This is a genomic window from Acrocarpospora macrocephala (assembly GCF_009687865.1).
Lineage (GTDB): Bacteria > Actinomycetota > Actinomycetes > Streptosporangiales > Streptosporangiaceae > Acrocarpospora > Acrocarpospora macrocephala.
Window position 1 is genome coordinate 22494 of record NZ_BLAE01000028.1, and the last position, 25695, is coordinate 48188.

General features: G+C 69.2%; 23 protein-coding genes. 7 read left to right on the top strand and 16 right to left on the bottom strand.

Going from position 1 to position 25695, the window contains the following annotated elements:
- Window positions 1-36 precede the first annotated feature (36 nt).
- The 11 genes from Amac_RS23875 to Amac_RS23925 all read right to left on the bottom strand — a co-directional run bounded on the left by Amac_RS23875 (window position 37) and on the right by Amac_RS23925 (window position 12083).
- Window positions 37-858 carry an enoyl-CoA hydratase/isomerase family protein gene (locus Amac_RS23875; RefSeq protein WP_373869833.1) on the bottom strand — a complete coding sequence of 274 codons (822 nt, stop codon included), beginning with the start codon at window positions 856-858 and terminating at the stop codon, window positions 37-39.
- Window positions 859-976: 118 nt separating this feature from the next.
- A complete protein-coding gene (locus Amac_RS23880; RefSeq protein ID WP_155336977.1) occupies window positions 977-1192 on the bottom strand; it encodes a helix-turn-helix domain-containing protein in 216 nt (71 codons plus the stop codon).
- A 114-nt stretch (window positions 1193-1306) separates the two neighbouring features.
- Window positions 1307-2905 (bottom strand): ABC-F family ATP-binding cassette domain-containing protein, encoded by a 1599-nt coding sequence (locus tag Amac_RS23885; protein WP_155356623.1) that lies wholly within the window; start codon window positions 2903-2905, stop codon window positions 1307-1309.
- A 277-nt stretch (window positions 2906-3182) separates the two neighbouring features.
- On the bottom strand, window positions 3183-3632 hold the full coding sequence (rpiB, locus tag Amac_RS23890; protein ID WP_155356624.1) for a ribose 5-phosphate isomerase B: 450 nt from the start codon (window positions 3630-3632) through the stop codon (window positions 3183-3185).
- Between the two features lie 71 nt (window positions 3633-3703).
- Window positions 3704-5542: a dihydroxyacetone kinase family protein gene (locus Amac_RS23895; RefSeq protein ID WP_155356625.1), complete on the bottom strand. Its 1839-nt coding sequence runs from the start codon at window positions 5540-5542 to the stop codon at window positions 3704-3706.
- Window positions 5539-6201, bottom strand: a complete 663-nt coding sequence (locus tag Amac_RS23900; RefSeq protein ID WP_246268624.1) for an HAD family hydrolase — start codon at window positions 6199-6201, stop codon at window positions 5539-5541. The genes Amac_RS23895 and Amac_RS23900 overlap by 4 nt, the downstream gene beginning before the upstream one ends.
- A gap of 121 nt (window positions 6202-6322) precedes the next feature.
- The gene (locus Amac_RS23905) at window positions 6323-7903 is read right to left on the bottom strand and encodes a xylulokinase (RefSeq protein WP_155356626.1); all 1581 of its coding nucleotides are present in this window, start codon (window positions 7901-7903) and stop codon (window positions 6323-6325) included.
- Window positions 7900-8994: a histidinol-phosphate transaminase gene (gene hisC, locus Amac_RS23910; protein WP_170322612.1), complete on the bottom strand. Its 1095-nt coding sequence runs from the start codon at window positions 8992-8994 to the stop codon at window positions 7900-7902. Before hisC ends, Amac_RS23905 begins: the two co-directional genes overlap by 4 nt.
- A gap of 54 nt (window positions 8995-9048) precedes the next feature.
- Window positions 9049-10524, bottom strand: a complete 1476-nt coding sequence (locus Amac_RS23915) for an APC family permease (protein ID WP_155356628.1) — start codon at window positions 10522-10524, stop codon at window positions 9049-9051.
- 46 nt (window positions 10525-10570) lie between these two features.
- Window positions 10571-11305 carry a GntR family transcriptional regulator gene (locus Amac_RS23920; RefSeq protein WP_170322613.1) on the bottom strand — a complete coding sequence of 245 codons (735 nt, stop codon included), beginning with the start codon at window positions 11303-11305 and terminating at the stop codon, window positions 10571-10573.
- Between the two features lie 118 nt (window positions 11306-11423).
- Entirely contained in the window at window positions 11424-12083 is a 660-nt protein-coding gene (locus tag Amac_RS23925) for an acVLRF1 family peptidyl-tRNA hydrolase (protein WP_155356630.1), read from the bottom strand.
- Window positions 12084-12342: 259 nt separating this feature from the next.
- Here Amac_RS23925 and Amac_RS23930 point away from each other — a divergent pair, with 259 nt between their 5' ends.
- Entirely contained in the window at window positions 12343-13599 is a 1257-nt protein-coding gene (locus Amac_RS23930; RefSeq protein ID WP_246268628.1) for an EAL domain-containing protein, read from the top strand.
- 4 nt (window positions 13600-13603) lie between these two features.
- On the opposite strand, the gene Amac_RS23935 is transcribed toward Amac_RS23930, so the two are convergent.
- The 3 genes from Amac_RS23935 to Amac_RS23945 all read right to left on the bottom strand — a co-directional run bounded on the left by Amac_RS23935 (window position 13604) and on the right by Amac_RS23945 (window position 15571).
- Window positions 13604-14332 carry a carbonic anhydrase gene (locus Amac_RS23935; RefSeq protein WP_155356631.1) on the bottom strand — a complete coding sequence of 243 codons (729 nt, stop codon included), beginning with the start codon at window positions 14330-14332 and terminating at the stop codon, window positions 13604-13606.
- A gap of 66 nt (window positions 14333-14398) precedes the next feature.
- Complete coding sequence (gene hisG, locus Amac_RS23940) at window positions 14399-15244, bottom strand: ATP phosphoribosyltransferase (protein WP_155356632.1); 846 nt, start codon at window positions 15242-15244, stop codon at window positions 14399-14401.
- A gap of 63 nt (window positions 15245-15307) precedes the next feature.
- Window positions 15308-15571, bottom strand: coding sequence for a phosphoribosyl-ATP diphosphatase (locus tag Amac_RS23945; RefSeq protein ID WP_155356633.1), 264 nt, complete (start codon window positions 15569-15571; stop codon window positions 15308-15310).
- A gap of 328 nt (window positions 15572-15899) precedes the next feature.
- Here Amac_RS23945 and Amac_RS23950 point away from each other — a divergent pair, with 328 nt between their 5' ends.
- The 3 genes from Amac_RS23950 to Amac_RS23960 all read left to right on the top strand — a co-directional run bounded on the left by Amac_RS23950 (window position 15900) and on the right by Amac_RS23960 (window position 19106).
- Entirely contained in the window at window positions 15900-16832 is a 933-nt protein-coding gene (locus Amac_RS23950; protein WP_170322614.1) for a sugar ABC transporter substrate-binding protein, read from the top strand.
- A complete protein-coding gene (locus Amac_RS23955) occupies window positions 16832-18373 on the top strand; it encodes a sugar ABC transporter ATP-binding protein (RefSeq protein ID WP_246268642.1) in 1542 nt (513 codons plus the stop codon). The genes Amac_RS23950 and Amac_RS23955 overlap by 1 nt, the downstream gene beginning before the upstream one ends.
- Before the next feature lie 64 nt (window positions 18374-18437).
- The gene (locus Amac_RS23960; protein ID WP_170322615.1) at window positions 18438-19106 is read left to right on the top strand and encodes a FadR/GntR family transcriptional regulator; all 669 of its coding nucleotides are present in this window, start codon (window positions 18438-18440) and stop codon (window positions 19104-19106) included.
- Window positions 19107-19213: 107 nt separating this feature from the next.
- On the opposite strand, the gene Amac_RS23965 is transcribed toward Amac_RS23960, so the two are convergent.
- Window positions 19214-20044, bottom strand: a complete 831-nt coding sequence (locus Amac_RS23965) for an FAD binding domain-containing protein (RefSeq protein ID WP_170322616.1) — start codon at window positions 20042-20044, stop codon at window positions 19214-19216.
- Between the two features lie 195 nt (window positions 20045-20239).
- Between Amac_RS23965 and Amac_RS23970 the strand changes: the two genes are divergently transcribed.
- Entirely contained in the window at window positions 20240-21268 is a 1029-nt protein-coding gene (locus Amac_RS23970; RefSeq protein ID WP_170322617.1) for an ABC transporter permease, read from the top strand.
- 140 nt (window positions 21269-21408) lie between these two features.
- On the opposite strand, the gene ltrA is transcribed toward Amac_RS23970, so the two are convergent.
- On the bottom strand, window positions 21409-22791 hold the full coding sequence (ltrA, locus tag Amac_RS23975; protein WP_155356639.1) for a group II intron reverse transcriptase/maturase: 1383 nt from the start codon (window positions 22789-22791) through the stop codon (window positions 21409-21411).
- Window positions 22792-23390: 599 nt separating this feature from the next.
- Here ltrA and hydA point away from each other — a divergent pair.
- Together hydA and Amac_RS23985 are read left to right on the top strand one after the other, a co-directional pair.
- On the top strand, window positions 23391-24806 hold the full coding sequence (gene hydA / locus Amac_RS23980) for a dihydropyrimidinase (protein ID WP_155356640.1): 1416 nt from the start codon (window positions 23391-23393) through the stop codon (window positions 24804-24806).
- 12 nt (window positions 24807-24818) lie between these two features.
- On the top strand, window positions 24819-25682 hold the full coding sequence (locus tag Amac_RS23985; RefSeq protein WP_155356641.1) for a carbon-nitrogen hydrolase family protein: 864 nt from the start codon (window positions 24819-24821) through the stop codon (window positions 25680-25682).
- Window positions 25683-25695 lie beyond the last annotated feature (13 nt).

A 25695-nucleotide genomic window follows, 5' to 3' on the forward strand; every position in this document is an offset into this window, starting at 1 on the left:
AATCATCAACCCGCCGGACGCCGCCCCGATTCCGGCTCAGCCAGAGGCGAACAAGGTTCTGATCCGCACGATCTGCTCCCTCCGCTCGGCGATCGCCTGCTCCTCCAGGCTGCGCCCGAGGGCGCCTTGCAACAGCCGCTTGGTCGCCGTCGCGGCCCCGCGGTCGGTCGCCAGCAACGCCCCCGCCAGATCCTGTACGGCCTGCGCCAGCTCACCCGCCGGAACCGCGAGCTCCGCCAGGCCCAGCCGCACCGCCTCCTCGGCGCCGACCACCCGCGCGGTCAGGCACAGCTCGATCGCCCGGGGCAGCCCCACCAGCTCGACCAGCGGCTTGGTGCCGGTCAGGTCGGGAACCAGCCCGAGCGCCGGCTCCTTCATACAGAATTTCACATCCTCGGCCACCACCCGCAGGTCGCAGGCGAGGGCCAGCTGGAACCCCGCGCCGATCGCGTGACCGTGCACGGCCGCGATGGAGACGATGTCCGGGCGGCGCAGCCACAGGAAGCCGCGCTGAGCGTCCGCTATCCGTCTCTCGAAAGTGGTTTCCCCGAGAGACGCGGCCGAGACGAACGAGCCCTGCCCGGGCACCCCCTCTGGCGTGAACATGCGCAGGTCGATGCCCGCTGAGAAGGACGGCCCCTCGCCTTTCACGACGACGATCCGCACCTGGTCCGGAATGTGCTCCCCGATCCGGGCCAGGGCCGACCAGGTGGCGAACGTCTGCGCGTTTCGCTTGTCCGGCCGGTCCAGCGTGATCGTCGCGATCGCGCCGTCCACCTCATAGCGCAGTCCGATCTCCGCGAGCTCGCTCGCCGAGACGGCCTCCGCACTCCCCCCAAGATTCGCGTCCACAGTCACCGGCGTCCCCTTCCCCTGCGGTCGCGTCCGAGCCTACCGAACATAGTTCGGCATCTCAGACGCGGCCGCTCGTGGACATACGGGACTGAGCGGCTGCGGTCGCTACTGTGAGGCGGATCTAGCGCTTGGACTTTCCTCGGGTCGCCCCGCCGCGTCCCCTCAGAGTCACACCGGACTCGGAGAGGATGCGGTGGATGAACCCGTACGACCGGCCGGTGGAAGCGGCCAGTGCCCGGATGCTCTCACCCGCGGCATAGCGCTTCTTGAGATCGCTGGCCAGTTTTTCACGGTCGGCCCCGGTCACCCGGGTGCCCTTCTTCAGAGTCTCGGCCACGAGTACCTCCTGTAGTGCCAGACTTCCGCAGCGTTACTCACGCCATGATCAGTCATTTCGGCGAGATCGGCTACCTACTCCCAGGGAAAAGATCCGTACCCGTCAAAATTACGATCAGGCGAGGGCCACAAGATCGGAAAATTCATCGCTCCACGCGTCTTCAATTCCGTCAGGTAGCAAGATCACCCTATCCGGTTGCAGGGCGTCAACTGCGCCCTCATCATGCGTGACTAGCACAATCGCCCCGGAATAGGACCTTAACGCCGTCAAAACCTGCTCCCGGGAGGCCGGATCGAGGTTGTTGGTGGGCTCGTCGAGCAGCAGCACGTTGGCGCTGGACAGCACCAGGGTGGCCAGCGCCAGCCGGGTCTTCTCCCCGCCGGACAGCACCCCGGCGGGCTTGTCCACGTCGTCCCCGGTGAACAGGAAGGACCCGAGGGTCTTGCGCAGGTCCACGTCGGCCAGGTCGGGCCCGGCGGAGCGCATGTTCTCCAGCACGGTGCGGCCCGGGTCGAGCGTCTCGTGCTCCTGCGCGTAGTAGCCGATCTTGAGCCCGTGACCTGGGCGGACCTCGCCGGTGTCGGGCTTCTCCAGGCCGCCGAGGATGCGCAGCAGGGTGGTCTTGCCGGCGCCGTTGAGGCCCAGGATGACCACCCGGGTGCCCCGGTCCACGGCCGCGTCCACGTCGGTGAAGACTTCGAGCGAGCCGTAGGACTTGGACAGTTCGACCGCCGTGAGCGGGGTCTTGCCGCACGGCGCGGGGGCCGGGAAGCGCAGCTTGGCGACCTTGTCGGAGCGCCGCTCGCTCTCCAGTCCTGACAGCAGCCGCTCGGCCCGGCGGGTCATGTCCTGCGCGGCCTTGGCCTTGGTGGCCTTCGCCCGCATCTTGTCGGCCTGCGACATCAGCGCCGAGGCCTGTTTCTCGGCGTTGGCCCGCTCGCGCTTGCGGCGCTTCTCGTCGGTCTCCCGCTGCGCCAGATACGCCTTCCAGCCGACGTTGTAGGTGTCGATCACGCAGCGATTGGCGTCCAGGTGCAGAACGCGGTTTACCGTCGCTTCAAGTAGGCCAACATCGTGGCTGATAATGATCAAGCCGCCCTGGTGTGATCGCAAAAAATCACGAAGCCACCCGATTGAGTCGGCATCGAGGTGGTTTGTCGGCTCGTCCAGGAGGAGAGTCTCCGCTCCGCTGAACAGAATTCTGGCCAGTTCGACCCGTCTGCGCTGGCCGCCGGAGAGGGTTTCCAGGGGCTGTTTGAGCACCCGGTCCGGCAGGCCGAGGCTGGAGGCGATGGAGGCGGCCTCGGACTCGGCCGCGTAGCCGCCGAGCACGTGCAGCCGGTCCTCCAGCCTGCCGTACGCCCGGACGGCCTTGTCGCGGGAGCGTTCGTCGGCCGAGGACATGCCGAGTTCGGCGGCGCGCAGGTCGCGGATGATCTCGTCGAGGCCGCGGGCGGACAGGATCCGGTCGCGGGCGAGGACCTGCAGGTCGCCGGTGCGCGGGTCCTGCGGCAGATAGCCGACATCTCCGGAAATGGTGACAGAGCCGGTGGCGGGGATGCCCTCACCCGCGAGCACCCGGGTGAGGGTGGTCTTCCCGGCCCCGTTCCGGCCGACGAGACCGATCTTGTCACCCGAGTTGACCCGGAAGCTGGCCTTCTCGATGAGCAGGCGCGAGCCGGCGCGCAGTTCGACGTCAGTTGCAATGATCATGATGAGCGGAACACTCCGTGGCAGGCGTGGCTGAGGGGACCCGGTACGAGGAAGTCGATCGATACGCGGGGAGAAATCAATCGGGAGTGCCCATGCCAGCAATTGTAAGACCACCCGGAAGCCCGGCCACCTCGTTTAACCGCCCGCGCCAGGGGTGGGCCCGGCGCGGGCGCTCGGTTTCCAAGGGTCAGTTCGGCGAGTCGGTTCGGAAGCTCAGGTCAGAGGTTCAGGTCGGAGGGTCAGGTCGGAGGGTCAGGTCGGAGGCTCACGTCGGGGGTCAGGAGGCGCGTTCGGCGTCCAGGGCGTTCATCTTGGCGACCTTGCGGGCCGAGCCGCCCGCCTGGAATTCCGAGGCCAGCCAGTGGTCCACGAGCAGGACGGCCACCTCAGGGCCGACCACGCGGGCCCCGAGGCAGAGGACCTGCGCGTCGTTGGACTTGCGGGCGCGCTCGGCCGAGTACGGATCGCTGACCGAGGCCGCGCGGACTCCCGGGACCTTGTTGGCGGTGATGGCCATGCCGATGCCCGTGCCGCAGACCAGGACCGCGCGGTCGAACGCGCCCGCGGCCACCGCGCGGGCGACCACGACGGCGATGTCGGGGTAGTCGGCCTCCCGGGCGTCGGGCACGCCGAAGTCCACCACCTCGTGGCCGAGGGCGGACAGGTGGGCCTTGACGGTCTCCTTCAGCGGGAAGCCGAGGTGATCGGCACCCACGGCGATCTTCACGTGTCCTCCTTCATGGGCCTTGACGGTCTCCTACAGCGGGAAGCCGAGGTGATCGGCGTCCAGGGCGATCTTCACGTGTCCTCCTTCAGGAGCCGTTCCAGGATCCGTCCGGCGGCGCTGAGGGCGGCCGCCAGGGAGACCGCGCCCGGGTCGGGTGTGCCCAGGCTGCGGGCGCCGTGCACGGCGGCGCGGCCCTTGCGGCCCGCCAGGTCGGCGGTGTCAGCGGCGGCCTTGGCGGCCACGGTGGCGGCCTCCCGCCAGACCCTGGGCAGGAAGGTCTCGCGGGAGGCGCCGAAGGTGGCCACGAAGGGGGCCAGCGCGTCCACCATCGTCTTGTCGCCGACCCGCGCGCCGCCGAGACCGGTGATCGCGGCCAGCGCCGCGGCCAGGGCGGTGTGGACCTCGGCGACCGAGGGAGTCGTCGCGAGTTCCGCCCCGGCCGCGGCGAGTCCCGCGCCCCACAGCGCGCCGCTGGCCCCGCCGGCGGCCTCGCTGAAGGCGGCTCCGGCGGCGGTGAGCACGTCGGAGCCGTGGGGTCCCGCGGCCGTGGTGGCGGCCACGGCGGCGCGGAAGCCGCGGACCATCCCGGCGCCGTGGTCACCGTCCCCGGCGACCGCGTCCAGGCGGCCGAGTTCGGGTTCGATGGCCTCGATCACCTCGGCCATCTCGGCGATCATGGCGGCGACCACGTCGGCGCAGCCCGTACGGGGAAGGTCGGCTCGCGCCTCCGCGACCGGCGCGGCCATCGCCACGACGGACGCGGCCACCGCCTGAACGGACGCGGGCATCGCCTGCGCAGGCGCGGGCATCGACTGAACGGGCGCGACCAGGCTGGCGGCTACGGGCGCGGGGAGGTCGGCGGTGACGGCCTGACCGGTCCGGTAGCCGGGGGCGGGGAGGTCGGCGGTGACGGCCTGGCCGGTCCGGTAGCCGGGGGCGGCGGCCGGGGTGTCCAGGTAGGGCTCGATCTCGGGGTCCAGCCAGCACAGCGTGAGCGAGCAGCCCGCCATATCAAGAGATGTCACATACTCGCCCACTTCGGGGCGGACCACCTCGACGCCTTCCCGGGCGAGGATGGCGTCGATATCGCGATAAAGGACGAAAAGCTCCTCGTATTTGGTGTTGCCGAGCCCGTTCAGCAAAACGAGGGCGCGGCGTCCGCCGTCGGGGCGTTCCCGGAGCAGCGGGGCCACCAGCAGTTCGGCCAGCCGCGTCGCGGGAACCCAGTCGGTGGTCTCGATGCCGGGTTCGCCGTGAATGCCGAGGCCCAGCTCCATCTGCCCGGGTTTGACGGTGAACAGCGGCCCGGACCGGCCCGGGAACGTGCATCCGCCGAAGGCTACTCCGAAGGTGAAGGTGGCCGCGTTGACCCGATGTGCCAGGGCTTCCAGGTCGTCCATGGCGAGGCCCGCGTGCGCGGCGGCGGAGGCGGCGCGGAACACGAAGAAGCCTCCGGCGATGCCGCGGCGCTGGTCCCGCCTCTCGCTCGGCGCGCTGGCCACGTCATCGGTGACCAGGACGATCCTGGCGTCCACGCCCTCCCGCCTGGCGCGTTCCACGGCCGCGCCGAAATGCATGACATCGCCGGAATAGTTACCGAAGGACAGCAGCACCCCCGCGCTGCCGTCCAACGCCTTGATACACCGGTACACGTGCTCGGCCGACGGGCTGGTGAACACGTCCCCGACGACCGCGCCGTCGCACAGGCCCGGCCCGACGAGCCCGGCGAACGCGGGATAGTGGCCGGATCCGCCGCCGATGAGCACTGACGCCCGTCCCCTGGCGGGGGCGGTGACCGACATGACGCCCGAAGCGGACGGGACTCGCCGCAGGTAGCGGCCGTAGGCGGCGGTGAGGCCATCGAGGAACTCATCCTTGAAGCCCGTTTCGGCGTTGTAGACGTGTGTCATGGATCGACCTCCAGCAGTGCGGTGAGATGGTCCAGGACCTGGTCGAGGGAATGGCAGACGGCCACGGCCATCGCGGCGGCATCCTCGGCCAGCGGGTACCGCGCGTGTTCGATGGCCAGCACCCGCAGCCCGGCCGCGGCCGCGGAACGGACCCCGTTGCTGGAGTCCTCGACCGCGAAACTCGCTTTCGGATCGATGCCGAGGCGGTGGGCCGCCTCCGCATACACGTCCGGAGCAGGTTTCCCGGCCCGGACCTCGGCGCTGGAGACGGTGACGCGGAAATGGCGGCCCAAGCCCATCGTGCCCATGACCGTGTCGATGATCGCGCGCGGCGCGGAGGAGGCCAGCGCCACCGGCGCCCGCCGGGCGACCTCGGCCACCATCTTCTCCGCCCCCGGCAACAGGCTCACCCGACCCGAGTCATACGCCCCCGCGACGAACGCCACCACCGCGTCAGAAGCAGCCCGCGGGTCGGCTCCCGCCCGTCCGCCCAGGTAGGCGCCCCACTCCTGGACGCTCATCCCCTGACAGCCGCGGGTGTCCTCCGGCGTCCACGGGTAGCCGTGGTCGGCCGCGAACCGCGTCCAGCCCTCCTCCCACAGGAACTCCGACATGACCAGCACACCGTCCAGATCGAAGATCACCCCACGCCTGCTCACGACGCCTCCCAGGCGCGGGCGGGCCGGAACGCCTCAGACTTGCTCACAACGCCTCCCGGAGGTGGGCGTGGCGGAGGGTCTCCTGCCCGGCCATGGCGTCTCCCGGGCGGATCCGAACGCCTCAGACCTGCTCACAACGCCTCCAGGAGGCGGGCGCAGCGGAGGGTCTCCTGCCCGGCCATGGCGTCTCCCGGTGGTAGACGGGGTGCAGCGCCTGGTACAGGCGGCGGTAGTTGGCGAAGCGGCCGGTGTAGGCGGTCATCCTGGCTCGATCCGGCTGGTAGGTGCGTTCGATGGCCACCCGTTCCTTCAGGGTGGCGAAATCAGGCCAGTGACCGAGCCCGACCAGGGCGCATGCGGCCGCGCCGAGCGCGCCGGCGTCCTGAGGGTTCGCCACGGCGTGCAGGGGGCGGCCGAGGACGTCGGCGAGGATCTGGATCCACTGGGTGCCGATGGTGCCGCCGCCGACCGCGCGGATCGAGCCGATGGGCTGGCCGAAGGCTTGCCCGTACTCCAGCGCCCAGCGCATCTGGAAGGCCACGCCCTCCATGACCGCGCGGAGCAGATGCGCCGGGCCGTGGTTGAGGCCCAGCCCGACGAAGGCGGCGCGCGCCCGGTCGTCGAAGACCGGCACCCGTTCGCCGCTCAGCCACGGCGCGAAGATCAGGTCGTCCATCTGGTCCGCGCATCCGGCCACCAAGCGGTCAATCCTGGCGTAGTCAATCCGGCCGTCGATCCGGCCGTCGATCCGGCCGTCCGTCTCGCCGTTGGCGTGGACGCCGAGGGTGCGGCCGATCCAGGCCAGTGCCGCGCCGCCGGTGGCGATCTCCAGCCAGAGAATCCAGAGGTTCGGGTCCATGTGGCCGATCACGCCCAGCCGCCCGGCCGGGTCACGTCCCGGCTGGGCCATGCTCACCCCGAAATAGATGGCGGTGCCCAAGCTGACGTGCACGTCGCCGGGGCCGACCGCGCCGGAGCCCGCCTGGCTGGCCGGGACGTCGCCCGCCCCGACCATGACCGGGGTGCCGGGGGGCAGGCCGAGTTCGGCGGCGAGGGAGTCCCGGATCGGCCCGGCGACGTCGGTCGCGGCCCTCACCTCGGGCAGCAGCTGGACGGGGATGCCGAGTTCCTGGCAGACCGCCCAGTTCCAGTCCCGCCGCTCCCGGTCGTACAGCCGGTACGCCGACGCCCCCGCGTGGTCGACCACCGCGACGCCGGTCAGCCACATGACCACGGCCTCCTTGCAGTCCAGCAGCTTGACTGACCGCGCGAACACCTCCGGCTCCCGATCCCGCAACCAGAGGATCTTGGGCAGGATGTCCTTGGCCGATACCACCGAACCGAGCCGCTCGAACTGCTCCCCCGGCGGCATCCGCTCCGCCAGCGCGACCGCCTCCCCCGCCGACCGCTGGTCCAGCCAGCTGAGCATCGGCAGCAGGGGACGGCCCGCCGCGTCCACCGGGACCACGTTGAACATCTGCGCGGTCACGCTGACCCCGCCGATGCCAGGGTTCCCCGCGGCCAGCGCCCGGCCCACCTCCAGGGTGGCCGCCAGGATCTCCTCCAGGTCCTGGTCGACCCAGCCGCTCTCCTTGGCCCGCAGGCCGTACGACCGGAAGGCGCTGTCCAGCAGGCGGCCCTCGGCGTCGGTGACGACGCCCTTGACGCCGCTGGTGCCCACGTCGAACGCCAGGATCCTCATGAGCCGTTGCCGAGGATGTCGGGGAGGATGTCCAGGAAGCGGTCGTTCTGCTCCTCGGTGCCGACGGTGACCCGGATGTGGGAGCCGCGGAGCCGGTGCGCGCTCATCGCCCGGATGAGGATGTTCTGGGCGAGGACGGCGTCGACGACAGGCTGGACTTCCTGTCCGGTGCCGGAAATGTCGGCGAGCACGAAGTTCCCCTCAGACGGGTAGGCGACGACGCCGTCCATCTCCTGCAGGCCCTTGTAGAGCCGGTCGGCCTCGCCGCTGATGTGGCGTCGCCGCCGTTCCAGCTCCGCCGGCTCGCCGAACGCGGCCAGGCATCCCCAGATGGCCATCAGGCTGATGCTGAACGGGATCCGTACCCGGTCGACGACGTCCGCCAGCCAGGGGTCCGCGATCGCGTACCCGACCCGGAGCGCGGCGAGGCCGAAGCCCTTGGACATCGTCCGGGTCGTCACCAGGTTCGGATATTTCGTGACAAGGTGGGCGAAGGACTGGCCGTAGCCGCATTCCAGGTACGCCTGGTCGATGATGACCGGGATCTCGGTCTCCGCGAGGCGCTCCACCTGCTCGACGGACCAGCCCCTGCCGGTCGGGTTGTTCGGGCTGCACAGGAAAATGATCTTCGTGCGCGGGGTGATCGCCCGCAGCATCGCGTCCACGTCCAGCTCCCAGGACTCGGTCAGCGGGACGAACACCGGCGTGCTCCCGCACAGCCGGGACTGCGTCTCGAAGAACGCGTACGTGGGGGTCGGGATGATGGTCTCGTCGCCCGGGCCGGTCAGCACCCGGGTCAGCACGTCGAGGATCTCGGTGGAGCCGTTGCCCAGCACCACCGACTCGACCGGCACCCCGCAGTGGGCGGCCACGGCGGCCCGCAGGTCCTGCCCCGAGTACGGATACAGGTGCCCGACGGCCATCGCCTCGGAGACGGCGCGCAGCACGGCGGGCGACGGCGGGATCGGGCATTCGTTGGACATCATCCGCGCGAGCTCGCGCCGCCGCCAGGCGAAGTCGTGGTGGGTCGCGTTGTACGGCGCCGCCTCGGCGAAACCCGGCCGGACGAAGCTCTGGATGGAGCGGGTCACAGGTCTAACCTTTCGATGCGGGGCGGCGGCGGGCAGACCGCCGCCCCTGGTGGTTCAGTGCGGGGCGTCCGCGCGGGGAATGCCCGCTTGGCCTCGGGTGAGCCGGGCACGCAGGACGGTGACGTACCAGACGGCGGCGATGAGGAAGAAGATCCCGGCCATCAGCGCGGTCTGCCGGTTGGCCTCGGGGATCACCAGCTCGCCGACCACGAACAGCGACCACAGGAACGCCACCCAGCGGACCGGGGTGGCCCAGATCCCCAGGCTGAACGAGGAGGCCTTCGACAGCCGTTTGGTCGCCGACGCGTAGAGGACGGCGCCGATGGTGAGGGCGTAGACCGCGTAGTAGCCGACCGAGGCCATGCCCACGATCAGGCCCACCGTCTCCTTGGCCAGGTAGGTGCCGACCGTGATGAGCGCGACGCTCATCAGGGCGATCACCGACAGCGCCCACGCCGGGGATCGGCGGCGGGACACCTGGGAGAGCCTGGCCGAGCCCGGCAGCATCCGGTCCCTGGACATGGAGAACATCAGCCGGGAGGCCGCCGCCATGTTGGCCAGGCCGCCCGCGTACAGGGCGATCATCGCCACGATCTCGAACACCGCGGACCCGGCGGTGCCGAGCGCGCCGCGCAGGATGTGCGTGATCGGGACTTCCGCGGAGGTCGTCTCGGCCAGGTTCCCGATGTTCATGGTGAGCGCCACGAGCATGAAGAAGCCGATCGTCAGCGACACGACCAGCGCCGTGACGACCGCCCGCGGCACCTGCTTCTTGGCCATCTTGGTCTCTTCGGCCAGGTCGGCCGCGCCCTCGAAGCCGGTCAGCACCCAGATCGCCAGCAGCGACGACATCAGCAGCGCGCCGGTGAACCCGGGCCCGTCCACGGAAGAGGTGGTCAGGAAGCCTAAGTCCTGTACGGGGTTGGTGACGAAACCCACCACGAGCAGGATGATCGTCAGGACGATGGACAGGCCGAGCTCGGCGACGAACGCGGCCGCGTTATTGATCTTGGCGGCGAGCTTCACGCCGATCAGGTTGATGATGAGCTGGGTGAGGGTGACCACGATGACGACGACCAGCGTCGAGGTGGGCGTGATCGTCAGCCCGAGACGCTCCTGCAGGATGGGCGCGAGGCCGAAGTTCAGGCCGGTGAAACCCGGGATGAAGGCCATCAGACCGGCCCAGCCGACGAACCAGCCGTAGTGGGAGTTGATCAGGCGGCTGGTCCACTGGAAGGCGTAGCCGCTGATCGGCATGCGCCCGGCGAGTTCGGCCAGCACCAGCGCGACCAGGACCTGGCCGACGGCGACCACCAGGAAGGTCCAGACGAAGACGGGCCCGATCATGCCCAGGGAGTAGGCGTAGGTGGTGAAGATTCCCGCGGTGATGCACATGCAGGAGATCGAGATGGAGAGCGAACTCATGAGGCCCATGGTTCGGTCCAGCTGCGGTTCGTAGCCGAAGGACCGGAGTTCCTCGTCGTCCGTCAAACCATCCTGGATCCCCCGATCGTCGCTTTTTGGAATCACGAAATCACCCTTTCTCGGATGTGCAGGCCGGGTGAGGGGAGCCCGGCTAGGTGGTGCTGTCGTCCCCCTCGAACAGGTCCGCTCTGCCGTGCCGCAGTCGCCGTACGGTCAGGTGGAACACGCCCGGGACGTAGTGCTCGCGCGAGGCCAGCACGGGGTGCCCGTCCGCCGACTTCTCGATCTGGTCGAGACGCAGGACCGGGCTGTTGCGACGGCATCCCAGCGCGGCGGCCATCCGGGTGTTGGCCAGCGTGGCCGACACCTCCGCGACACCGCCGAGCAGATGGATCTTGCAGTCGCGTTCCAGGAAGCGATAGATCGACCCGCCGTCGTACCCCGGGGATCCCGAACGCTCCAGGATCTCCAGCGGCATGACATCCAGGCCGTGGGCCGCGGGAACGCCGTCCACGCGGATGATCCGCTCAACCGAGAAGACCCGGTCGTCGGTCTTGAGGTCCAGCGCCGCGGCCATCCAGCTCGACGCGGCCTCCTCATGCGCGCTGACCACCTCCACGCCCAGCGTCGCGTTCGCGGCGAGAACCGCTTCGGTGACACCGATGTCGAGGTCGAGCGAGGTCTGCACCCGAGGCTGCTTCTGGGCCACGAAGGTTCCGACTCCGTGCACCCTGCGCACCAGCCCGTCCGCCTCCAGGCCGCTGAGGATCTCCCGCAGCGTGGGACGACTGATTCCGTACTGCTTCGCCAGCGCGGGCTCGGACGGAAGACGCTGACCTGGCTGCAGCCGACCGTCGGCTATCTGCGCCACAAGCAGACTCCGCACCTCCTCGGAGAGAGGCAGTCGCTGTCCAGGTGGGATGAAGGATGGGCCATTCGGCATGTGTTGTAAGATGTCAGACAACTAGGAGTGGGTCAAGAGCGGTCTTTGATAACGGTTCAGTTCAGGCCGGGGGTGCGTCGGTGATTCTTATTCGTACGGCGCGGAACAGAGACGGGGTCTCGGTCAGGACGGCGAGCTTGGGGTCGGGGACCGTGAGGAAGGGTTCGCGTTCCAGGGCGAACAACGCCGTGAGGCGGCGATCTTCGCGGAGCTCGTCGATGGCTCGTTTGTCGCCGCCGACGATGAGAGCGTCCAGGCTGTCGATGTGCGGGAGCAGTACCCGCGCGGCGACATCGGCAGCGGCTTGCAGCGCCTCCGTGGACTGCTTCTCCCGGCGCCGGGCGAACCTGTGCTGCGACCAGCCGCCCGCCGCGCTGCGCCCGTGGACCAGGCGCGCGCCCACCTTCGAGGTCACCAGGCGGTCGCCGTCGAATACGCCTGCCGCGTAGCCGCCGAGGCGCACGAGGAGCACGCCGACGCGCTTGGAGCTGTTCGCGTGGGCGATCAGACCGGCGATGGCGTCACCGTCGTGAGCCAGAGGCGGGAACGGAACGTGACACTCGGCCACCGAACCATCCGGCGCGCTCAACGTGACAAGGCCGGGCGAAGCCTCCACGGAAGGTTCCCCATGACGGTCAGCGAAGCCACGGATCCACCGGCCGACACGTTCCGGCCCGACCGAGACCCATCTCCCCCCGCCCGCGGCGGGCCTTGCCGTCATAAGAAGCCAGCCTAGTCATTGCGCAACGCGAAGAGCCCGCGTGAGCGGGGGCAGGGGCGAATGGGGCAGGGGCGAAGCCCCGGAAACAAAAGGGAGGGTGGGTGGGAGATCCACTGCAACCAGCCAAATCCGGTCGCAGGGGCGAAGCCCTCGGGACAAGGGTGTACGGGCTGGTATTCACCGCAACAAACGGGGAAATGTCGGTGAACTTCATTTCACACGGCAGCTGCCGTACCTGCGAGGAGACCAGAATTCAAGGGTGTCGGTTCCCATTCCCCTCTCGGCGCCGGTCGCGACCTCTCCGCCGTCCGCGGAACACTCGCCCTCCGGGCCGTTCACCGTGTCGGGGTACATCCCCGCCTGGAACGCCGCCCCGGCCACCGGAATGCCGGGCCACGACGACCCCCAGGCCAGCACCAGCGGCCCCGCCGCCGTCTTCACCCCCGTCGTCGACCTCGACACCGGCGGCGTGATCGCGGTCCAGGTCACCACCGAAGGCCGTTACGGCGCGCACGCGACCGACCTCACGGCCACCGTGAACGCCGTACACGCCGCCTCCACCGAGGAAGCCCGGCTGCCGCTCGTCCTGTCCATCCCGGCCGCGGCCGTCATCGCGGGATCCGCCGGACTCGCCCCCCTGAACGAGGCCATGCGCGTCGGCGGCCGCCGCCCCCGCGAGGTCATTCTGGTCCTCGATGGCGACATCCACACCGAAGACCGCCCCCACCTGCTCGCGGGCATCGATGGCCTGCGCGCCGCCGGCTACCTGATCGCCTTCGGCGGCCTGGGAGTCAGCCAGCTCCCCCTCGACGTCCTGGCCGACACCTCCCCCTACGTCATCATGATCGGCACCCAGCTGGTCGACCGCATCCCCCGCGACGCCCGCCGGGGCGCCCTCGCCGAATCCCTGGTCACGATGGCCCGCGGCATCGGCGCCCACGTCCTGGCTCCCGGCATCCGCGACGAATCCCAGCTGGGCGCCATCCGGAGCTGGGGCATCCGCCTCGCCCAGGGCCCCCTCCTGGCCCCCCACGACTGGAAGCCCTCCCACGGCCGCGTCCACGTCCCCGTCCCGATCCCCGAGGCCACCCCGATGGCGGCCCTCCTCGGCCCCCGCGTCCAGGAGTTCCTCCTCCCCGCGATGACCGTCTCCCAGAACGCGAGCGCCGAAGACGTCGTCAACGCCTTCGGCTCGGAATCGTCCATCACCAGCGTCATCCTGGTGGACGAGTACCAGCGCCCGCAGAGCATGATCGACCGCAGCCGATTCCTGCTCTTCATGGCAGGCGCGTACGGCCACGCCCTGCACGCCAAGAAACCCGCCCACCGCGTGGCCGACACCGCCCGCCTGGTCCCCAAGACCACGCCCGCCATCGCCGCCATGCAACTCGCGGGCCGCGAATCCGAACGCGTCTACGACGACCTGGTGGTGGTCGACGAGGTGGGCCGCTGCCTGGGCATCGTCCACGTCAGCGACCTCATCCGCCACGTCGCCAACCAGCCGGCGAAAGTCTGACCGCTCAGAGGAGCCGTGAAATCCGCCCGGTCTCCAGCGAGTAGTACGCCCCCACCACCCGCAACCCACCACTGCGAATCCTCGGCGCGAGCAGCGGATCACGCGCGAGCTGCCGGGTCACGTTCATCGTGTGGTCCCGCACCATGCTCTCCACCAGCAGCGGATCGACGATCACCCGCCCCCGCCCGGTCATCCGCGCATACGCGGGCCGCAGCGCCGTCACGATGTGCTGCATGCCGCCCGGCAGCCGATCCCCCTTGCTGAGCGCCTGCGCCGCCGCCGTCACCGCCCCGCACCGCTGATGCCCCAGCACCACCACCAGCGACGCCCGAAGATCCTCAGGCCCGTACTCGATGGCCGCCGTGACCAGTGGATCCACCGTGTGCGCGGCCGTCCGCACGGCCAGCACGTCCCCCACGCCCGCGTCGAACACCATCTCCGGCGGCACCCGCGAGTCGATGCACGACACCACCACCGCGTACGGCGCCTGCTCGCCCGCCACCTCCAGCCGCCGCGCCACATCCTGATTCGGGTGAATCGACCGCCCCGACGCCCACCGCTCGTTCCCGGCCATCAGCAGCCGCCAGGCCTCCTCCGGGGTGCGCGGCGCCCGCTCCGGCAGCAGCTCGGGCCGATCGCTCGACCCGACCGCCACTCCGCCGACGAACCCGGCGCCCGCCAGGAGCCCTCCCGCGAGCACCGCTCCGCCGTACAGGAATCGCCTACGCTTCACACGCGCGCCACTACTCACAGTGACAATTGTCCGCGTGCGAACCCGCGTTGTCCGCCGCTTCGCGAACTACAAGCGACAGGCGTAGATATCGGTCACGAGGATGGCCTTGGCGCCCAGGTCCCAGAGCTGATCCATGATCGACTGGTGGCCCTTGCGCGGCACCATGGCCCGCACGGCCACCCAGCCCTCCCGGTGCAGCGGCGAAACGGTCGGCCCTTCCATCCCCGGCGTGATGTCGATCGCCTCATCGATCCGCTCCGCGCGGATGTCGTAATCCATCATCACGTAGTCCCGCGCGACCAGAACGCCCTGCAACCGCCGCACGAACTGCTGGAATACGGGATTGTCCGCCGCCCCCACCTGCTTGATCACCACCGCCTCGGACGTGGCGATCGGCTCCCCGAACACCTCAAGCCCGACATTCCTCAGCGTCGTCCCGGTCTCCACGACATCGGCGACGGCGTCGGCGACCCCCAGCCGCAGCGCCGTCTCCACCGCCCCGTCCAGCTTGATCACCCGCGCGTCCACGCCCTGGTCCGCGAGATACTTGCTGAGCAGTCCCGCGTACGACGTGGCGATCCGCTTCCCCATCAGATCCTCGACACCGGTGTACGCCCCCGGCGTCGACGCGAACCGGAACGTCGACCGCCCGAACCCGAGCGGCACGACCTCCTCCGCCGGGGCCCCCGAGTCGAACAGCATGTCCCGCCCGGTGATCCCCGCGTCGAGGGTGCCCTCCCCCACATACACGGCGATATCCCGCGGGCGCAGGAAGAACAGCTCAGTGGAGTTCTCGGGGTCGACGACCACCAGCTCCTTGCTGTCCTTCCGCGGCCGATATCCGGCCTCTTTGAGAATGGTCTGGGCGGCCTCGGTAAGAGCACCCTTGTTCGGTACGGCTAGACGCAACATGATTCGCCCCTCGGCATCGGATCTTCACCTGGTTTACCTGGGTTGCCGGACTCACGCGGAGTCCTACAGATGCTTGTACACCTGGTCCAACCCGATTCCCCGCGCCACCATCAGCACCTGCAGGTGATACAGCAACTGCGAGATCTCCTCAGCAGCCCGATCCGCCGACTCGTACTCCGCCGCCATCCACACCTCGGCGGCCTCTTCCACGATCTTCTTCCCGATGGCATGCACCCCAGCGTCCAGCGCCGCCACCGTCCCCGACCCTTCCGGCCTGGTACGCGCCCGCTCGGACAACAAGGAGTACAGCTCATCGAAGGTCGTCATGATCCACTCTCACATTCACGGAATCTGCCAGGTCAACCCTAGCTGCCACTTTCCCGATTCCGTGTGACCGTCCACGCTCCGAGACCCCCATGTCGGCGCACGACAGCACATCACTCCAGAAAATTGGTCAGGCCAAATCTTGACAGGGCTACACCCCGGTGGCACGCTCAACCGCACCACCAACCGCCAACTAGCGACTCCCCTCCCTGGTCACTGGAGATAGATCATGCGTCGTTGGACAATCATAGCGGCAGGCGTCCTCTTCATCCTCCCCACCGCCTGCGCCACAGAAGAGACATCAACGGGAACTGGTAAGACCACTATCGGCATGGTGACGCAAGCGTGGGACAACCCCGCGATCAAGGACATGGCCGATGCCGCCATCGCGCAGGCCGGTAAGCACGCCGATGTGGAATTGCTGGCCCAGGACAGCGCCAACATGCAGGACATGATCAGCAAGGTGCAGACCATGATCTCGCGTAAGGTCGACGCCCTCGGCATCGAGCCGTGGGACAAGCAGCAGATCATGCCGATGCTTCAGCAGGCCAAGCAGGCGAACATCCCGGTCTTCATCCTCCAGTCGGAGGTACCCGGCACCGACGGCAACGGCCTGGTCGTCTCCTCGCTCATCGGAAACGAGACCGAGGGCGGGAAGGTCGCCGGCCGGTGGCTCGGCGAGCAGCTCGGCGGATCCGGCCGCGTTCTCGTGCTGGAGGGGGCCCCGGCGGATACGCCGGGGATCGAGCGGGCGAACGGTTTCGAGCAGGGCCTGGCCGAGACCGCGCCGGACGCCAAGGTGGTCGCCCGCCAGCCCGCCGACTGGGCACGGGACAAGGCCCTGCGGGTGACGACGGACCTGCTCACCGCCAACTCCGACATCGATGCCATCTTCGCCGACAACGACGAGATGGCGTTCGGAGCGCTGTCCGCCCTGCGTGCCCGCAAGCTGGCGGACAAGGTGACCCTCATCGGCTACAACGGCACGTGCATCGGCCTGCAGGCGACCTACCAGGGAACCTTCGCCGCCGACGGGGTCCTGTTCCTGGACCTGATCGGGGCCGAGTTCATCGACGCGTCCCTGGCCACCATCAAGGGCGAGAAGGTTCCCGCCAAGATCGAGCCGCCCATCACGCTGCTGACGACCGCGCACCTCAAGGAGATCGAGCAGGGCGCGACGAGCGTGACGGTGAACGGCAAGCCGTTCGAGGTGGACGACCTGCTCCGGGCGCGGGTCACCAAGGCCATCTCGGGCACGTGCTGATGACAGCGGCGACACTCCTCAACGCCGTCGAGGTCAGCAAGACGTACTCCAGTGTCAGGGCGCTGGACAGGGTGAGCTTCACCCTCGAGCCGGGTGAGATCCACGCCCTGGTCGGGGAGAACGGAGCCGGCAAGTCGACCCTCATCAAGGTGCTGACCGGCGTGCATTCCCCCGACCCCGACGGGGGGCGGCTGGAAGTCAACGGCGAGCAGACGGTCCTGCGCAATCCGCTGCACGCGGAGAAGCTCGGCATCTACGCCATCCACCAGCACCTGCCGCTGGTGGACGGGCTGAGCATCCTGGAGAACTTCCTGCTGGGCAAGTCCCGGGCGGCGCAGCGCACGACGCGGTGGGGGATGCTCGACCGGCGCGGCGCCAGGCCCATCGTGGCGGAGGCGCTGGCGCTGATGGGGCTGGACTTCGACGTGACGACGCCGATCTCCGCGCTGTCGGTGCCCGAAGCCCAGCTGGTGCAGATCGCCCGCGCGCTGGCCACCGACGCCAAGGTGCTGATTCTCGACGAACCCACGGCCTCGCTGACCGCGGCCGACCGTGACGCCCTGTTCGACCGCCTGCGGGACATGCGCGAGCGCGGCGTGGGGCTGGTCTACGTCAGCCACCGCCTGGACGAGATCACCACGCTGTGCGACCGGGCCACGGTGCTACGCAACGGCGCGGTCGTGGAACGGCTCGGCAAGGCGAACCTGGACGTGGGCTCCATGATCGCCGCGATGCTGGACCGGCCGGTCCAGGCGATGTACCCGCCGACGGCGGAGCCCTCCGGCGAGGCGCCGATGCTCACGCTCTCGGACGCTGTGGTCGGCACCGCGCCTCCGCTCTCGCTGAAGGTCCGGGCCGGTGAGGTCCTGGGCCTCACCGGCCTGGTCGGCGCCGGGATGGTGGAGGCCGCGGAGACCCTGGCCGGCGTGCGTCCACTCGCCCGCGGCCGACTGACCGTCGAGGGCAGGCGGATCCGCGTCTCCTCCCCCGCGCAGGCGATGCGCGAAGGGATCAGCCTCGTCCCGGAGGACCGATCGCACGCCCTGGTGGCCGGGATGAGCATCGAGCGCAACCTCGCGCTGACGATCGCGGCCTGCCCGGCCGTGCGGGATTCGATCCGCGGCGCCGGCACGGTGCTGCGGCGCCAGCGGGTACGGCGGGCGGCGCTGAAGGCGATCGGCGACTTCAACATCCAGCCAGGGGATCCGGCGGCGCCCGTGGGCGGGCTCAGCGGCGGCAACCAGCAGAAGGTGGTCATCGCGAAGGCGGTGGCGACCCGTCCGAAGGTGCTCATCCTGATCGAGCCGACGGCGGGCGTGGACGTCGGCGCGCGGGCGGAGATCTATGCGATCCTGCGCGAACTGGGCCGCACGGGCGTGGCCGTGATCCTGGTCAGCTCGGACGGCCAGGAGATCTGCGGCATGAGCGACCGGGTGCTCGTCTTCCGTCGCGGTACGGTGGTCGCCGAACTGCCCCGCGGGACGGACGAAAAGGAGATCATGCTGCATGCGACAACCTCCTCCGTGCATCCCGCAGTCTGATGCCGTGACGGCGCCCCCTCCTCGCCTCTCACATCCGCACCGGGCCTCCGGTAGCGTGAAGACCGTGTCGGGCCCTCTCCACGACGTGAAAGAGCATGTCGTCAACCTGATTCTGAACGGCGAGCTCTCCCCTGGAGACGCGCTGCCTGCCGAGCGGGAGCTCGCGACCCGGCTGGGGGTCTCCCGGCCGCTGGTCCGCGAGGCGCTGCGGAGCCTGGAGGCCGTCAACATCGTCGAGTCCCGGCGCGGCGCGGGCACCTACGTCACGGATCTGAGCCCGGAGTTCCTCCTGGCTCCGCTGAGCTACGCGTTCCGGCTGGTTCGCGGTTCGGAGATCGACCTGTTCGAGGTGCGGCGCTTTCTCGAACCGCAGGCCGCGGCGATGGCGGCGATGCACCTGCCGGAGGACGATCTCAGCGAGCTCGACCAGTTGCTCGACGAGCTGGACGCCTCCGACCAGCGCACCTTCCCCGAGCTCGACATCGCCTTCCATGAGTGGATCGTGCGCCGCACGAACAACCGCCTGCTGCTCAGCGTGATCCGCGGCATCCGCGATCTGGAGTATCAGGTGCTCGCGGTGACCGCGACCAGCGCCGAGTCCCGGCTGCTGTCCGGCGTCGAGCACAGGACGATCGCCTCGGCCATCCGGGCACGTGATCCGGAGCGGGCGAAGGCGGCCATGCTGCTGCACCTGGCCCGGGTGGAAGACCAGTTCCGCCCAGGTAAAGCCTGAGAAACGCCACCCACGCCAGGCCGGTCGCGAACCCGCGACCGGCCTGAAGCGTCCTGGTCAGACCGCCGGTCCCTGGCCATCAGTCCCTGGCCATCAGTCCCTGGCCATCAGTCCCTGGCCATGGCGGCGGCCCGCAGCACCATCGCGGCGAGCAGGCGGATCTTGGCCCGGTCCGCGACTCCCGCCTGCTCCGCGTCCCGTGAGACGGCTCGCCTGAGTGTCTCGGCGTCGGCCGCCGGGTCCGCGGCCAGAGCCGACTCGGTCTCCGCGGCCCGGAACGGCCGGTCCGCCGCGCCGAACGCGACAACGCGCGGGCGTCCGCCGGGCGGCAGCAGGCAGGCGGCCCCGGCCTCGGCGAAGTCACCGTGCCGCTGCGCGAACTCGCGGAAACCCCAGCGCGTGCCCGGCGGGGGGATCTCCAGGGAGAGCCGTACCAGGATCTCGTCCTCTTCCAGCGCGGTGGACATGTATCCCCAGAAGAAGTCCGCCGCGTCCACGGTGCGAGAACCGGTGGCCGAGCGGACCTCGAGGCGGGCGTCCGCCAGGAGCATGGCGGCGGGCATCTCCGCCGACGGGTCCGCGTGGACCACGCTTCCTCCGACGGTGCCCCGGTTGCGGATCTGGTCGTGGCCCACCCAGGTCGCCGCGTGGGCGAGCAGGGGCCAGTCGCGCCGTACCAGGCTGGAGGAGGCGACGGTCGCGGTGGTCACCATGGCGCCCAGGGACAGGTGGGAGCCGGTCACCTCCATCGAGGTGAGTTCCGCCACCCCGCCCAGGTCGATCAGCACCGGCGGCCGGACCAACCGGAAGTTCATCATCGGGATCAGGCTCTGGCCTCCGGCGATCACCTTGCCGCCGTCCGCGGCGGCCTCGGCCAGCAGGGTCGCGGCTTCGTCGAGCCCGGTGGGGGCGTAGTACTCCATCATCGCGGGTTTCACGGCGACCTCCAACATCTGGACTGACCAGTTTCTCGCTGGCTAAGGATAGATTCCCTGATGAAGACCTGCAAGATTCCGAACACTATCGCCATTCACTAAGGATTGGTCAGGCCAATCGCTTGACTGGTTTCGATGGTTTCTGCCAGGCTTCCTGGCATTCCCCTTGGTTCGACCCTCGGAAGGGCAGGAGGGCACGTGAAAACCCAACAGGCGCCGGGCGCGCACACGCGGGCTCCGGCACCGCCGGCCGGGCGCGCCGGCCGGATTCTGCGCGGCGCGCGATCCTCGGTCGGCGGAACGGCGGCGGCCCTGATCATCATCTGGATCGGCCTCACGGCGGCCGCGCCGAGTTTCGCCACCGTGTCGAACCTGCTGAACATCTTCCTGGCCGCCTCGACCCTGGCGATCATCGCCGGCGGGCTGACCCTGGCGCTCATCGCCGGGGAGATCGACCTGTCCCTCGGGTCGGTGGAGGCACTGGCCGGATCCCTGGCCGCCGTCCTCATCGTGACCATCGGGCTGCCCTGGCCGCTCGCCCTGGTGCTCGGCGTGCTGGCCGGGGCCGCGGTCGGCGGGGTGAACGCGTTCTTCACCAGCAAGCTGGGCGTGCCCTCGTTCGTCACCTCCCTGGCCATGCTCAGCGTGGCGGGCGGCGCGGCCTACCTGCTCACGCAGGGCACCTCGGTGTTCGGGCTGGGACCCCAGTTCGGCGCGATCGGGCAGGGCAGCCTGTCCGGCGTCCCCGCGCCGGTCCTGATCGCCGTGGTGATCCTGGCGGTGCTCGCCTTCGTCCTGCACCGCACCTCGTTCGGCCTGAACATCTACGCCGTCGGCGGCAACCCGGAGGCGGCCCGGCTGTCGGGGGTGAACGTCCGGCGTACCAAAGCGGTCGTGCTCGTGCTCAGCGGGAGCCTCGCCGGCGTCGCGGGCATCATCCTCGCCTCCCGGCTCGACGCCGGCTCGGGAACCGTCGGGGCGGCCGACCTCATGGCGGCGATCGCCGCGGTCGTGATCGGCGGCACGTCGCTCAACGGCGGGGTCGGCAGCATCGCCGGGACGGTCGTCGGAACCGTCCTGATCGCCAGCATCCAGAACGGGCTGGTGCTGCTGAACGTCACGGCCTTCTGGCAGCAGGTGGCGATCGGTTCGCTGATCCTCATCGCCGCGCTGCTCGACCGTCTTTCCAAGATCAGTACTAAGTCGGGTCGGGAGCAGGCGAGGTGATGATGTCTGACGGTAGGGCCCAGGGCCTTTGTTCCGCCGGTTTCCCGGTCGGCTGTGCCATCCCCGGTGACCGTGGCCAGGTCACTCCTTCTCCTGCTCCCGCCACTTCGAACTGGGCGTGCGGTTCTCCCGCACCCAGCTCACCGACGCCGTTCACCGGCAGCATGCGGTTTCTCCCGCCAGGGCTTGTTGGCTCTGGGCGGGACGACGATTCCAGACATGTTGATCAGGCCGCACCGATCAGGCGACCGGTAGGCGACCACGTTCAGGCCGAATTGCCTGCCGCGTTTGTGCCGCTTGCCGATGAAGATCGCCAGCCGATCGGTCACGAAGTCCCTGATCTTGTCGAAACGCAGGGTGGAGTGCCCGTACTTGAAGTACGCAAGCCAGCCGCGCAGGAAGTCGTTGAGGTCCTGCACCACCGCTTCGACGCTCAGCAGCAGCCGGGACCGGATGGTGAGCTCCCGAATCCGCTCTCGTGCCCGCCGCATCGCCTTGTCGCTGGGCCAGCGAGCCAGGAAGTAGACCCGTTTGGCGCCGCGCAGCCCCTTCGCCCGCACCATCTTGTGGTGGAAGCCGAGGAAATCAAAACCGTCCTCGCCTTCCCGCAGGCAGATGATGCGGGTCTTGGCCTCCTTCGGCTCCAGACCGAGGTCGGCCAGCAGCCGCCGCAGCCGCGCCAGCGCGTCTTCGGCCTGCTGCCGGGATTTGCACATCACCACGAGGTCATCGGCGAACCGGATGATCACACCATGCTCGCGTTCGTCCCATACCCGGTCAATCCGGTGCAGGTAGACGTTGCAGAGCAAGGGGCTGATCGGACCGCCTTGAGCGGCTCCGGTCACCTCACGCCGGACCTGCCCGTCGGCCATCACTCCAGCGCGCAGAATCTGCCGCAGGAGCTTCAGGACGCTCTGGTCCACGACGCGTTCCTCGATCGCTTGCATCAACCTCTCGTGCGGGATCGCCGAAAAGCAGTCGGCGATGTCCGTCTCGACCACCCACCGGCGGCCCTTCCACGCCTCATCGATGACGACTTGGAGAGCATCATGCGTGCTGCGTTTCGGGCGGAACCCGAAACTGCACGGCAGGAAATCCGCCTCGAAGACCGGTTCAAGCACGATCTTCAACGCGGCCTGCACGATCCGGTCCCGAACCGTCGAGATCGCCAGCAGCCGATACCCATCCTTCGACCCCGGCTTGGGGATCAGCACCCCACGCGCGGGCGAAGGACGGTACCGGCCCTCTCGCAGTTCGGCGGCCGGCTCATCGAGCAGACGCCGCACGCCATACTCCTCGACCTGGTCCAGGGTGGTCTGGTCGATGCCGGGAACGCCGTTGTTGACGCGCACCGCGACCCAGCCACGCCACAGGACGTCCCCGCGGAGGACTTTGTCCATGAGCGTGTGAAACCGTCGTCCGGGATCGGCCTTGGCCGTCCGGTAAAGCGTGTGCTGCAGGGCACGCACCTTGTCCCGGGGAACTCCCGGAATGGCGGGACTAGCCGACGAGTCGGCACTCACCAAGCACCTCCAACCACCTCACCACGCATCGACGAAGCAGGGGCCCTTCCCTCACCGCCGGTTATGTTGTCCGGTCGGCTCAAGCAGTACTACGGCCCCCTCCGACTCCCTTCCGGCCGGCTTCCACTTCCCGAGTTCATCGGTTATAGGTCACCACGCTCCGATGACAATTTCCGCAGGTCATCGGGCCGGGGAGGGTCTCTCCAGTTCCCGCCGCCACTATCTGCACGTTCCGAGCCCCTTACGCCGAGGGATCCATCACGGCTGCACCTTCAGGATCTTCACCGCTTCCATGGCCTTCGCCCTTCTCCTCCGGGCTCGGCATCCCCACGTCCCGCCCTCACAGGCAGGTGCCATAACGACGCGGCAGGCTTCACTTCACGTTACGGACCGCACAGTTGCACGCCCCCTCAAGAGACGCTCGACGCTGGGCTTCGACCCCGCCCGTTTCCAGACGACGCCGCCAGCCTGCTACCGGGCTCCCTGACGACTACCCGGACCGGACTTCCACCGGCAAGCGACGACGAGCTTACGCAACCGATCGTCAACCACTCATTCGATCAACCACCAATCACTACTGGACGCACAGGAGTCACCGCATGAGCGCCCCCGAACAGTCCGAGATCCAGGCCCTGGACCTCATCATCCGCAACGGCATCGTGGTCAACGCGGAGTCGATGGGACAGCTGGACGTCGGGATCAAGGACGGCGTCATCGTCGCGGTCGGCCAGATCGACACCCCCGCCGCCGAGATCGTGGACGCCTCCGGATGCTTCGTGGCGCCCGGCGCGATCGACGTGCACACGCACTTCCATCACTGGGTGAGCTACGTCGGGTCGCACAACGCCGACGACTACGACACCGGCACCCAGGCCGCGGCCTCCGGCGGCATCACCACCGTCATCAACTACGCCTTCCAGGAGGAGGGCGAATCGCTGCGTACCGCCGTCGACCGTGACCTGGAGCTGGCCGAAACCCAGGCGAACATCGACTACGGCCTGCACGTCGTCGTGACGAACCAGGCCGACACCGTGGTGAAGGAGTTCCCCGCCCTGGCGGCCGACGGATTCACCAGCGTCAAGGTCTTCGGCGCGGTGACCGGATTCCAGCTGCCCGACGCGGGCATCCTGCGGGTGCTGGAGGAGGCGGCGGCCAGCGGCATCCTCGTCAACGTGCACGCCGAGGACGGCGCCCTCATCGAGCACCTCACCCAATCCTTCCGCGACCGCGGGCACACCGGCGTGGAATACCTGCCGCGGGCCCGGCCCGCTCAGGCCGAGGCGATCGCCACCCGGAAGATCGCCGAGTACGCGGCCTTCCTCAAGGCTCCGGTGTACTTCGTGCACCTGTCGACGGCCGCCGCGCTTGAGGCGGTCCGCGAGGTGCGCACCCGCTTCGACAAGATCTTCGTGGAGACGCGGCCGGTCTATCTCTTCCTTGAGGAGAGCGTCTACGAGCTGCCCGAGTCCGAGGGCAACAAGTTCGTGTGCCTGCCGCCGATCCGCTCCACCGAGGACAGCGAGGCGCTCTGGGAGGGTCTGCGGCTGGGCGACATCGACACCTACGCCACCGACCACGCTCCGTGGCGCAGCGAGCAGAAGCTCGCCGAGGCTCCGTTCTGGAAGATCCCCGCGGGCGTGTCCAACCTGCAGACCAGCGTGCCGATGCTGTTCTCCGAGGGGGTGCGCACCGGACGCCTGCACCCCTGCCGCTTCGTCGCCGTGACCTCCGCGAACCCGGCCAAGCTCTTCGGGATGTATCCGAAGAAGGGCGTCATCGCGGTGGGGTCTGACGCCGACATCGCCGTCATCGACCCGGGTGACGTGCGGGTGCTCACCGCCGACCAGATGCACTCCAAGGCCGACTACGACCCGTACGAGGGGTACGAGTGCCACGGCTGGCCGCGCTACGTCTACTCGCGCGGCGAACTGGTCGCCGAGCGGGGCCGGGCCATCAGCCGCCCTGGCCGCGGGCAGCTCATCCGGCGGGGCGCGAGCTCCTTCGACACGGTCTGAGCGGGTGGTGACGTGGCCAGCGAACGCATGCTGACGGCGGCGCAGGTGCCCGCCGGAGGCGTCGACGCCGACGCGATCGACGCCATCCACCTGGCGGCGGGCCGGCACGACCTGATCGTGTTCCCTGAAATGGCGAACGTCCCCTACTTCCCGGTGGCCCCCGGCCTGCACGAATGGCTCGCCGACACCTTGGCCGGCCAGGACGAGGAGAGCCTGCTCTCCCCCTACCGCCGCCTCGCGCGGCGTACGGGCAGCTACGTCGTCGCCGGCCTGTGCCTGCCGGGTCCTGACCTCACCCGCAACGCGGCGGTCGTCTTCGACCGGGCCGGGGAGCTGCTTCCCGGCCGAGGCCTGCTGTCCGGCGAGGTGACACTCAGCTATGACAAGACCCACCTGTGCAACGTCCGCCACTACGGTTCGGTCTTCCTCGAGGATCACTATTTCCGGGCGGGCCCCGAACTGGTGGTCTGGGACCTCGACTTCGCCCGGATGGGCGTGCTCATCTGCTACGACCGGCACTTCCCCGAGGCATGGTCGACGCTGCGCGCGAACGATGTCGGCATCGTCGCCGTGCCCACGGCCTCACCGGCGGGGACGGCGCCGACCTTCCTCGCCGAGATGCAGGCGATGACGCTGCAGCAGTCGGTGTACGCCGTCGTGGCGAACCGCGCAGGACCGGAATCACTGCCGGGGATCTGGACTACCGAATACCTGGGGCAGTCGGCCGTGTTCGGCCCCGACGGGTCCGTTCTGAACGTGGCCGGCGACGGCCTCTTCGAGCAGGCCCGCGCCCCGTACGACACGGCGGCCCTCGACTCCGTCCGCGCGGCGATGGGGCTGGCCACGAGCCGGCGCCCCGCCTTGTACCAGATCTGATCCCGTCCATTGA

Coding starts and splice junctions, on each gene's coding strand:
- Amac_RS23885 (WP_155356623.1), bottom strand. CDS start 2,905: ATGATCATTGCAACTGACGTCGAACTGCGCGCCGGCTCGCGCCTGCTC.
- Amac_RS23895 (WP_155356625.1), bottom strand. CDS start 5,542: ATGACACACGTCTACAACGCCGAAACGGGCTTCAAGGATGAGTTCCTC.
- Amac_RS23905 (WP_155356626.1), bottom strand. CDS start 7,903: ATGAGGATCCTGGCGTTCGACGTGGGCACCAGCGGCGTCAAGGGCGTC.
- Amac_RS23925 (WP_155356630.1), bottom strand. CDS start 12,083: ATGACGGCAAGGCCCGCCGCGGGCGGGGGGAGATGGGTCTCGGTCGGG.
- hisG (WP_155356632.1), bottom strand. CDS start 15,244: ATGTTGCGTCTAGCCGTACCGAACAAGGGTGCTCTTACCGAGGCCGCC.
- Amac_RS23945 (WP_155356633.1), bottom strand. CDS start 15,571: ATGACGACCTTCGATGAGCTGTACTCCTTGTTGTCCGAGCGGGCGCGT.
- Amac_RS23950 (WP_170322614.1), top strand. CDS start 15,900: ATGGTGACGCAAGCGTGGGACAACCCCGCGATCAAGGACATGGCCGAT.
- Amac_RS23955 (WP_246268642.1), top strand. CDS start 16,832: ATGACAGCGGCGACACTCCTCAACGCCGTCGAGGTCAGCAAGACGTAC.
- hydA (WP_155356640.1), top strand. CDS start 23,391: ATGAGCGCCCCCGAACAGTCCGAGATCCAGGCCCTGGACCTCATCATC.